This window comes from Bradyrhizobium sp. USDA 4473, from assembly GCF_054063335.1.
Genome location: NZ_JBSSGE010000001.1, coordinates 5691505 through 5701009 on the forward strand (window position 1 = coordinate 5691505; position 9505 = coordinate 5701009).

Below are 9505 nucleotides of genomic sequence, written 5' to 3' on the forward strand. Positions count from 1 at the left end.
TCAGATTCTGTGCGCGGACCCAATTCAGGATGATCGCTCGACCTTGTACAGCCCCACATTAAGGGCGCCAATTTCAAAGCCCAGCCTGCAATATGCCAAGTAGTACTCCCACATCCGCTTGAACCTGATATCGAAGCCGAGTGCTTCAATCGACGGCCAGGCGACGAGGAAGCGGTCGTGCCAATCTGCCAGTGTCCGTGCATAGCTATCGGCGAAGAACTTGGTCGAAACCAGCCGCAATCCGGAATTGCTCACCAGTTGCTTGACGATCTCGACGGTCGGCAGCATTCCGCCGGGAAAAATGTAGCGCTGGATGAATTCCGGCCGCCTGCGATAGCTTTCAAAGCGACGTTCGTCGATCGTGATCACTTGCAGCACCGCGACGCCGCCGACATCGAGCCGTTGCCGCAGTTCGTCGAAGAACAGCGGCCAATAGGCTTCGCCAACCGCTTCCAGCATCTCGATCGAGACGACCCGGTCGTAGCTGCCATCAGTGTCCCGATAGTCCTCGAGCCGCAGGTCTGATTTCTCCGAAAGCCCTTTTACGGCCAGCTGCTCGCGCGCGTAGCCGAGCTGTGCGGTCGACAGCGTCAGTCCGGTGACGTGACAGTCGTGTCGTTCGATCAGGTGCCGCGCCAGCGCGCCCCAGCCGCAACCGATCTCGAGGATCTTCTCGCCGCCCTTGAGTTCTAGCAGATCGGTGACCCGATCAAGCTTGGTCTGTTGGGCTTGCGCGAGGGTTGGGTCGGCCGAGATGTAGATCCCGGACGAATAGGTCATGGTCGGGTCGAGCCAGAGCCGGTAGAAATCGTTGCCGAGATCGTAATGAGCCCGAATGTTGCGCCGGCTGCCGCGCCTGGTATTGCGATTCAGCAGGGCATGGCGAAGCCAAATAAAGGGTTGCGGAGGCCTCAGCCTTTCGAACGAGGTTGCGTGGGCCGATCGTGGGGCGGCCGCGCTGAGAAATGCGTGGATGTTGGGCGTCGACCATTCGCCGGCAAGGTAGCCTTCAGCAAAGCCCAGGTCGCCGCCGACAAGCAGCCGCAGCAGGCACTTCCAGCTGTGAATCCTGATATGCACCGGTTCTCCGCCGCGCAAGCCGGAGATTGTGACGCCGCGCCCGCCGGGCAATTGTACGAGTATTTCGCCGCAATCGATCCGGCGGAGCAATCGCCGTAGCAGCACCCCGATCGTCGCGCGGAGCACCGGCGGCCATTCGACGGGCATCCAGCCGGGGGCGGTCTGCTCATGGTCAATGCGCATGCAAATTCGTCCGTTGCTTAAATGATTTGGCCACGCGCGTCATGCCGTTCGCGGATGGTCTAGGTCGTTCGCAAATGCGCATGCCCTTCAGCCAAAGCCGTGCCGCCTCCCAATGGATCGCGAGGATGACCTTGGTCGTCACCAGCGGAATTCCAAGGAAGCTGCGCAACAGCGTCCAGTCGCTCAGTGGCTGGCGCGACCCGCCAAGGCAGGCGCTCAGTATGGTTTCGCCGTCTTCGCTCGCGCTGATACCGAGCGCGAAGCGCTCGCCGGGCGCAAGTGCAAGCGGAAATGATAGCTCTGGTTCATGGCCATGAACGGCGACACATGGAAGTCCTTGTTGCAGTCGTGCCGAATGCTCGCGTCGTCGGCATCGATCGCCGCTACATAGGCGTGACGTTCGCCGAATGTGTTGTGGACTTGATAGACGATCGCCGCGAGTTGGCCGGAGTCTCGGTAACAGAAATAAAGGCTGAGGGGATTGAAGCTGTAGCCGAGTGTCCGCGGCATGCAGAACAATTGGATTTGTCCGCCTGCCAGATCGATATCGGCTTGCTCGAGCTGTCGCTCGATCTGAGCGCGGAGCGGCGTTGCGCGGCCGTCGCCGTGATCGGTGTCGTACAGCGCGAATAGGTTAAAGTGGTTGTGCGAGAATAGCCGCAACCGCGAGATCAGCGCGGGCATCTCGTCGAGATCGAGCAGCAGCCAAAACGCGCGGTAGCGGAACCGATGAGATGTCGGACGCAGACGCCGATGCATCACGCTACCGCGATAGAGGCAGGAGCGGAGTGTCATGGCTGCAGCTCCCGTTCGGGCAAGGATCTAGTATTAGCGGCGAGCACAATGCGTCCGGATTCGTTCGGCACGTTCCACGGCCTGCGTACCTTGCCAAGTTGCTCGGCGACCGCAAGCCCCGATTGCAACCCGTCCTCGTGGAAGCCCGCGCCGAAATGCGCGCCGCAGAACCACATGTTTCCGTCGCCTTGCAGCGACCAAAGCCGGCGCTGCGCGGCGATTGCGGCCGCATCGAAGATCGGGTGCTCGTAGACCTCCGTCTGATGCAGCGTGTCCGCCCGCGGGGGACGGGCGGGATTGAGCGTGACGAACAGCGGCATATGCCGCGGGATGCCCTGCAGCCGGTTCATCCAATAGGTGACTCCGGCCGGCGTGGCACGTCGGCCGCGCGATCCGACATAGTTCCAGCTCGACCAGGCCAGGCGCCGTTGCGGCATGAACGTTGTATCGGAATGGAGGACGGCGAGGTTGCGGCAGTAGCGGAAGGCACCGAGCAATCTGGATTGATCCGAAGTCGGCTCATCAATCACCGACAGCGCTTCATTCGCGTGCGTTGCCAGGACGACATGATCGTATGGTCGCGTTTCGCCGTGAACGTCGGTCACGGTCACACCGCGCGCCGAGCGTCGTATCCTGACCACGCCGCAGTCGAGCTTGATCCGGTCTGCGAACGGCTGGACCAGCCGCTGCACATAGATGCGGCTGCCGCCGGTCACGGTTTCCCATGCCGGCCGCTGGGTTAGCTGAAGCAGGCCGTGATTGTGGTGGAAGCGGATGAACGTCGCTGCGGGAAAGGCAAGAATTTCATCTGGAGGCGCCGACCAGATGGCGCTTGCCATCGGCAGCAGATGGTCGTCGCGGAACGCTGAACTGTAGCCGCCTTTCGCAAGATATTCGCCGAGGCTGATGGTCTCGTCACGCAGCAGCGCCGCATCGCGTGTCGCGCGATCGTAGAACCGGACCAGGTCGCGCAGCATCGACCAAAAGCGCCGTCGCAGCAGATTGCCGGGCTGAGCCAGCAGGCCGGAAAGGCCGGTCCCGGAATATTCCAGATCGCCCTGGTCAAGAGAAACCGACAGCGACATCTCCGATGCTTGCGTGGAGACGTCGAGATATCGGAACAGCGCGGCAAGGTTAGGGTAGGTCTTCCGGTTGAACACGATGAAGCCGGTATCCACGGCGACGCGCTGGCCGCCGAGGGACGCAGTCACGGTGTTGGAATGCCCGCCGATCCGATTGGATTTCTCGTAGACGGTCACATCGTGCCGTTGGCTGAGCAGCCAGGCGGCCGAGAGGCCGGAAATGCCGGTTCCGACTACGGCGACGTTTAGTTTGCCGTCGTTCCTCAACGACTATTCCTTTTCGATCCACTAATGCGCCGGCGCGTCGTGCGGACGACGACATGGGTAAGAACGACGGATCATGACCGTTGGATCACCGGTAGTGATCCAACCTCAGCCAGAGAGCGTTCCTGTTGTATGCAAGCCGCCATACGACATATCTCCGGGATTGCCGGTCTGGTCAGGCCGGGCGCGATCCGGTATTGCGGTCGCAGAGCGCTAAACGACAGGGAGTGTCCGCGCGGCATGCTGAGTGAAACTCCCGACAACGAGACGTCGGATGCCGCCCGATGGGCGCGGCTGATCGAAGCCGTTGCTGTTCGCAGGGATCGCGAGGCCTTCGCTGCGCTGTTTCGGCATTTTGCGCCGCGCGTAAAGGCGTTCATGAAGCGCTCGGGGGCGAGCGAGCAGCTTGCCGACGAACTGGCGCAAGAGGCCCTGCTCCTGGTGTGGTCGAAGGCCACTCTGTTCGACCCCAAGAGCGGTGGTGCCGCCGCCTGGATATTCACGATCGCGCGAAACCTGCGCATTGACGCGCTCCGTCGTCAGAAGCGAACTCCGAACAGTGATACGTCGGAGACGGACCTTGAGTTTCAGCGCGACGAGGGCCCGTTGCCTGACGCGGGAGTGGCGGCGTATCAAATAGAGGCGCGAGTCCGCGATGCACTGTCGGTGTTGCCGGACGACCAGATGCGGGTGATCGAGCTATCCTTCTTTCACGAAACGGCCCATGCGGATATCGCAAAGGCGCTCGATATCCCGCTCGGCACCGTCAAATCGCGCTTGCGGCTGGCGATGGCCCGGCTGCGCAGCTTGCTGGATGACTTCGCATGACCGTCCATCATCACCCCCCGGACGAGTTGTTGGCGGCGTTTGCGGCCGGCACGATCGACCTGGGTCAGCATATTGCGATTGCCACCCATTTGATCGGCTGCGCCAAGTGCCGCGGAGCGGTACGGGCAATGGAGCATGTTGGCGGTGCGGTGCTGGACCAACTGCGGCCGGCCGCGATGTCGGATGGATCGTTTGAGGCGTTGGAGCGCAGATTGGACGAGGCGTCGGCGGCGTCCGTTCCTGTGCGACGCCCGGGGCGGGCATTCCGCGATGTGCCGGGCTTGCCGGACTTTCTGGGCAGCTATCCCGACAGTTCGTGGCGATGGATTGCGCCAAAGGTGCATTTGCGGCCGATCCGGCTGCCCGAGCCGAGCGCGACGCGCGCCTTTCTGCTGAAATCCAGCCCCGGCACGAAGATGATCGAACATACACACACCGGCTTTGAGATGACCTGCGTGCTGTCCGGAAGCTTCGTTCACGCCGGTGGCCAGTTCGGGCCGGGAGATTTCGACTTTGGCGACGGTACGGTGGATCACGATATCTGGATCGACTCGACGGAAGACTGTATTTGCCTGGTCGCAATGCAGGGCGATTTGAAGCTCAACGGAGTGATCGGCCGCTTGCTGCAACCGCTGATCCGCATGTGACGAGCGCCCCGGAAGATGCTCTCCATGAGCCTGCTTCAGTTGATCTCCCAGTTCATCGTCATGGCTCTTGTGCTGTCTGCGCTCATGACGATCGCCTGGCAAATTCAGCGACGAACAGACGCTACCGGATGGATCGACGTCTGCTGGACATTCGGGACCGGTCTGGTTGCTTGCGCGGCCAGCCTCGTCCCGGTCCCGCAGGGCGGGACGGCCAGCGAGCGGCAGCTCGTGGTGGCGCTGCTGGTCGCGATCTGGTCGCTCCGGCTCGGTGGTCATCTGCTGCTGCGAACCTGGAAAGCCGGCGACGATCCGCGCTACCGCGACCTGATCGAACAATGGGGCGCGACGGCCGATAGGCGCATGTTCCTGCAGTTGCAGGCGCAGGCAGCAGTCGGTTTGATCCTGGCGGCATCAGTCGCGCTCGCTGCGCATAACCCGCGCCCCGGGCTGGGGTTTGGAGATCTGCTCGGCGCGCTGCTGCTGCTCACCGGTTTGATCGGGGAGGCGTCATCCGACGCGCAGCTACGCAAATTTCGCTCGGACCCTGCCAACCGACATCGGGTCTGTGAAGTCGGGCTGTGGAAGTGGTCGCGTCATCCGAACTATTTCTTCGAATGGGTGTGCTGGTTGGCCTATCCGCTGATTGCCATCGACGCTTGGTACCCAGCCGGCTGGATCACGCTCCTGGCGCCTGCCTGTATGTACTGGGTTCTGGTTCATGTATCCGGCGTGCCGCCGCTCGAACAGCACATGGTGCGCTCGCGCGGTCAGCAATTCCGCGACGTGCAGGCGCGAACCCGGCCGTTCTTTCCGTTCCCGAAGCCGACGTCAGGCCACTAACCTCGCTGTCACGAGACAGGCCATCGTCGCGGAAATCGCACCGAGCAATGTCCCCCAAGTGACATCGAGCAGGGTGAGTTGGACGGTCCAGTTCCGCAATGTCGCCTGGTTCGTCAAATCGTAGGTCATGTAGCTGAAAAAGCCGAGCAGTGCGCCGCTGAGCGCGGCCGAGCCGAGGCTTCCCAACTTTAGGGCAGGGAGTACGGCGAACACCACCAGCCCAACTGGGTAGATCAGGTAGAAGACGATCGCCGGGGGCAGGTTTACTTCGGTCGACAGGATGTCCCCGAGCGTCGGACGGTATAGTCGGCTCGCCATCGTTCCAAGCCAGGCCATGTCGCAGAGTAGGAAGACGAGCAACGTCGAGAGGTAAGCGTAGAGATAGGTCATGTCGGGTCCGAAGGTTGAACGCCGCTATCAGCCGCAAGGTGCGACTTGCTGGAAGGTAACGACGGATCATGGCGTCTGGATCATGGTAACGCAGGGTAAGGCGCCCGAAATTGCGGATTCGGCGCAACAGGGGTGAAGAAATCCCCATGAAATCTTTGTTAGAATCCGAGCGGCTGAGATATCGCCCGAAGGCGCGGAAACGCTGCAAAAATGGGGGAAAGTCGCCATTTGGGGTGGCGACGAATCACGGTGGACGCGACGTCGCGCAATCCTGACAGGGCTGTCCGCCCCATCATCCCGAGGGTAGAATGGACAAGCAGGTTCCATTGAAAGCATTGCCCCGTGAACGTTACCCAGACCATCGCTGAACGCGTCATTCGTGCGCCACAGGCGAAGTCTGGCTGCGGCGGAGAACGGGTGTGATCCAGACCGCGTCCGCGATGGTGCCTGGAGGCCATTTCGGCCTCGTTGTCCGCCTGCGACGGCTCGCGGGACGCTCGCTGGTCGCCCTCGGCCTGGTCGCGGGCTCCGCCGGCTGCATCCTGACCCAGGACATCCCCGATCCGGCGCTCGACGTGCCCCAGGGCTACAAGGTGGCGCGCCTGAGCCGGCCGGGCGACGCGCTTCCGACGCTCGACTGGTGGCGGGGCTTCCGCTCCAAGGAGCTGACACAGCTGATGGAGGAGGCGCAGACCGTCAACCTCGACATCGCCGCGGCCGTGGCGCGCTTCCGCCAGGCCGACGCGCTGGCGCGGCAGGCTGGCGCCGCGCTGCTGCCGACCGTCAATCTCAATGGCTCGGAAACCTACTCGCGGACGTCCGGCTCCAGCGCCAGCGGCCTCACCAATGGCGGGCGCGAGGTGGTGAACTACAATGCCTCGCTGAGCGCCAGCTATCAGCTCGATTTCTGGGGCCAGAACCGCGACGCCGCGCAGGCGGCGGAGGAGACCGCGGTCGCCGACCGGTTCGACCGCGAGGTGGTGGCGCTGACCACGCTGGCAAGCGTCGCCAACGCCTATTTCACGGTGCTCGCGACGCAAGATCGGCTACGCACCGCGCAGCGCAACATCGCCAGCGCCGAGCGCATCCTCAATGCGATCCGGGAGCGCTTCAAGGCCGGCACCGGCTCCGATCTCGACGTCGCCCAGCAGGAGAGCGTGCTCGCCAATCAGCGCGCGCTGGTGCCGCCGTTGCGGCAGACGCTCGACCAGAACATCAACGCGCTCGCGGTGTTGGTGTCGCGGCCGCCCGAGAGCGTGCGCGTCGCCGGCGGCTCGCTCAACTCCGTCGCGATCCCCCGCGTCACGCCGGGCCTGCCGTCGGAATTGCTGACCCAGCGTCCTGACATTCGCCGGCAGGAGGCGCAGCTTGCATCCGCCACGGCCAATGTCGGCAGCGCGCGGGCGCAGTTCTTTCCGAGCATCCAGCTGACCGGAACGGGCGGTTACCAGAGCCAGGCGCTGGTCTCGCTGTTCCAGCCGCACGCGGCCTTCTTCAACCTGGTCGGCAGCATGACGCAGCCGATCTTCGACGGTGGCCGGATCCTCGGCAATTTCGAGAACGCAAAGGCGCGGCAGGACGAACTGCTGCAGACCTACCGCAAGACCGTCGTGCAGTCGTTCACCGATGTCGACAACGCGCTGGTCGCGATCCGCGAGACCACGCGGCGGCTGCAATTGCAGCGCGACGTGCTGTCGTCGTCACGCCGCGCCTTTGACCTCGCCGAGCAGCAGCTCAAGGCCGGCACTGCCGACATCGTAACTGTGCTAAACACGCAGCTGACCTTGTTTCAGGCGGAAGATGCCTATTCGCAGGCCCAATTGGCCCGGCTTTTGGCGATCGTGAGCCTCTATCAGGCACTGGGGGGCGGCTGGGAACCGAAGATGGAAAGACCGGTCGATGCTCTTTAAGCCCGACTCCAAAAACGGCAAGGACGACGAGAAAAGCACTGCGCCGCGCAAGCGGAGCCTGATCTCGCGCCTGCTTGGGCGCATGGTATCGCTGCTCATTACGCTCGTGATCCTGGGCGGGCTCGGCTATCTCGGCTGGCTCGCGTTCCAGCCGAAGCAGGGCGGAGGCGGCGGGCGCGGCGCAGGCGCGCGGCCCGATTTGCCGGTGCCGGTGCTGGCGGCGACGCCGCAGCTGCATGACGCGCCGGTCTATCTTGACGGCGTCGGCTCGGTGAAGGCGCTCAACACCGTCACCGTGCGCTCGCAGGTCGACGGCAAGCTGCTCAAGGTGAATTTCGTCGAAGGCCAGGACGTCAAGAAGGACGACGTGCTGGGCGAGATCGATCCCGCGATCTATCAAGCGCAGTACGACCAGGCCGTCGCCAAGAAGGCGCAGGATGTCGCGCTGCTCACCAACCAGAAGCTCGACCTCGCCCGGTATGAACAGCTGGCGTCGACCAATGCCGGCTCCAAGCAGCAGGCCGACACGCAACGCGCGCTGGTCGCGCAGCAGGAGGCGCTGATCAAGGCCGACCAGGCCGCGATCGACAATGCGGCGGCGACGCTGAGCTACACCAAGATCGTGGCGCCGATCGCAGGCCGCGCCGGCCTGCGCCAGGTCGACCAGGGCAACATCATCCACGCCTCCGACACCACCGGGCTCGTGATCCTGACCCAGTTGCAGCCGATCGCGGTGTGGTTCAGCCTGCCGCAGCAGCAGATCATGCGGGTCAACGCCGCCGCCGCGAAGGGCCAGCTTGCGGTCGACGTGTTCGGCAATGACGGCGTCACCGTGATCGACACCGGCAAGCTCACCGGGATCGACAACCAGGTCGATCCGACCACCGGCACGCTGAAGCTGAAGGCCGAACTGCCGAATGCCAGCTACCAGCTCTGGCCCGGCCAGTTCGTCAACGTTCGCCTCAAGGTCGAGACCTTGGCCCAGGCGATCGTGGTGCCGACCTCGGCCGTGCAGCGCGGTCCCGCCGGTACCTTCAGCTACGTGATCGGTGAGGACAACGTCGTCACCGCCAAGCCGGTGACAGTCACGCAGCAGAACGAGCATGAGGCCGTCATCGCCAGCGGCCTGACCACATCGGATCGCGTCGTGACCACGGGCTTTGCCAATCTCTCCGATGGCGCAAAGGTCGTGGTCGGCAAGGACGAGGGGCCGCCGGCAGCCGATCTCGCGCCGCGCAAGCGCAGCCGCAATCCCGATGGCAAGCGCGGCGGGGCGCAGGGCGACGGCCAAAGCAAGGACGGCAGGCAGGACGGTCAAGGCAAGAACGGCGAGCACCGCGGCCGCCGCGAGCATAGCGACGGCGATCAGAAGGGGCAGACCGGACCGGCGCCTGCACCGGCGGCGGGGAGCGAACAGTCGGGCGGCACGCCGAAGGCGCAGCCATGACCGACATCCTGACCTCGTAATGTCCGACCTACCAGCGAG

Annotated in this window: 10 protein-coding genes; 5 read left to right on the plus strand and 5 right to left on the minus strand. The window is 63.7% G+C overall.

Features of this window, described 5'->3' with window-relative positions; genetic code table 11:
* Positions 1 to 24: 24 nt before the first annotated feature.
* The 4 genes from ACVW17_RS26870 to ACVW17_RS26885 are packed head-to-tail and all read right to left on the minus strand — an operon-like array spanning position 25 to position 3407.
* A complete protein-coding gene (locus ACVW17_RS26870; RefSeq protein WP_456798040.1) occupies positions 25 to 1206 on the minus strand; it encodes a class I SAM-dependent methyltransferase in 1182 nt (393 codons plus the stop codon).
* Positions 1207 to 1252: 46 nt separating this feature from the next.
* The gene (locus tag ACVW17_RS26875; protein WP_456798998.1) at positions 1253 to 1513 is read right to left on the minus strand and encodes a DUF1365 family protein; all 261 of its coding nucleotides are present in this window, start codon (positions 1511 to 1513) and stop codon (positions 1253 to 1255) included.
* Positions 1480 to 2058 (minus strand): DUF1365 domain-containing protein, encoded by a 579-nt coding sequence (locus ACVW17_RS26880; RefSeq protein WP_456798041.1) that lies wholly within the window; start codon positions 2056 to 2058, stop codon positions 1480 to 1482. Before ACVW17_RS26880 ends, ACVW17_RS26875 begins: the two co-directional genes overlap by 34 nt.
* Complete coding sequence (locus ACVW17_RS26885; RefSeq protein ID WP_456754712.1) at positions 2055 to 3407, minus strand: NAD(P)/FAD-dependent oxidoreductase; 1353 nt, start codon at positions 3405 to 3407, stop codon at positions 2055 to 2057. Before ACVW17_RS26885 ends, ACVW17_RS26880 begins: the two co-directional genes overlap by 4 nt.
* 237 nt (positions 3408 to 3644) lie before the next feature.
* Here ACVW17_RS26885 and ACVW17_RS26890 point away from each other — a divergent pair, with 237 nt between their 5' ends.
* The 3 genes from ACVW17_RS26890 to ACVW17_RS26900 are packed head-to-tail and all read left to right on the plus strand — an operon-like array spanning position 3645 to position 5719.
* Positions 3645 to 4232, plus strand: coding sequence for a sigma-70 family RNA polymerase sigma factor (locus ACVW17_RS26890; RefSeq protein WP_456754713.1), 588 nt, complete (start codon positions 3645 to 3647; stop codon positions 4230 to 4232).
* Positions 4229 to 4879: a ChrR family anti-sigma-E factor gene (locus ACVW17_RS26895; protein ID WP_456754714.1), complete on the plus strand. Its 651-nt coding sequence runs from the start codon at positions 4229 to 4231 to the stop codon at positions 4877 to 4879. Before ACVW17_RS26890 ends, ACVW17_RS26895 begins: the two co-directional genes overlap by 4 nt.
* A gap of 24 nt (positions 4880 to 4903) precedes the next feature.
* Entirely contained in the window at positions 4904 to 5719 is an 816-nt protein-coding gene (locus ACVW17_RS26900) for a DUF1295 domain-containing protein (protein ID WP_456754715.1), read from the plus strand.
* On the opposite strand, the gene ACVW17_RS26905 is transcribed toward ACVW17_RS26900, so the two are convergent.
* Entirely contained in the window at positions 5708 to 6109 is a 402-nt protein-coding gene (locus ACVW17_RS26905) for a DUF2177 family protein (RefSeq protein WP_456754716.1), read from the minus strand. The genes ACVW17_RS26900 and ACVW17_RS26905 overlap by 12 nt on opposite strands.
* 440 nt (positions 6110 to 6549) lie before the next feature.
* On the opposite strand from ACVW17_RS26905, the gene ACVW17_RS26910 reads away from it, so the two are divergent.
* Both ACVW17_RS26910 and ACVW17_RS26915 read left to right on the plus strand, forming a co-directional pair.
* The gene (locus ACVW17_RS26910) at positions 6550 to 8019 is read left to right on the plus strand and encodes an efflux transporter outer membrane subunit (protein WP_456756538.1); all 1470 of its coding nucleotides are present in this window, start codon (positions 6550 to 6552) and stop codon (positions 8017 to 8019) included.
* Entirely contained in the window at positions 8009 to 9466 is a 1458-nt protein-coding gene (locus ACVW17_RS26915; RefSeq protein WP_456754717.1) for an efflux RND transporter periplasmic adaptor subunit, read from the plus strand. The genes ACVW17_RS26910 and ACVW17_RS26915 overlap by 11 nt, the downstream gene beginning before the upstream one ends.
* Positions 9467 to 9505 lie beyond the last annotated feature (39 nt).

What these genes read in the sequence shown, in the direction of transcription:
- ACVW17_RS26910 (WP_456756538.1), top strand. Translation starts at nt 6,550, where the DNA reads ATGGTGCCTGGAGGCCATTTCGGCCTCGTTGTCCGCCTGCGACGGCTC.
- ACVW17_RS26880 (WP_456798041.1), bottom strand. Translation starts at nt 2,058, where the DNA reads ATGACACTCCGCTCCTGCCTCTATCGCGGTAGCGTGATGCATCGGCGT.
- ACVW17_RS26905 (WP_456754716.1), bottom strand. Translation starts at nt 6,109, where the DNA reads ATGACCTATCTCTACGCTTACCTCTCGACGTTGCTCGTCTTCCTACTC.
- ACVW17_RS26915 (WP_456754717.1), top strand. Translation starts at nt 8,009, where the DNA reads ATGCTCTTTAAGCCCGACTCCAAAAACGGCAAGGACGACGAGAAAAGC.
- ACVW17_RS26900 (WP_456754715.1), top strand. Translation starts at nt 4,904, where the DNA reads ATGAGCCTGCTTCAGTTGATCTCCCAGTTCATCGTCATGGCTCTTGTG.
- ACVW17_RS26890 (WP_456754713.1), top strand. Translation starts at nt 3,645, where the DNA reads ATGCTGAGTGAAACTCCCGACAACGAGACGTCGGATGCCGCCCGATGG.
- ACVW17_RS26895 (WP_456754714.1), top strand. Translation starts at nt 4,229, where the DNA reads ATGACCGTCCATCATCACCCCCCGGACGAGTTGTTGGCGGCGTTTGCG.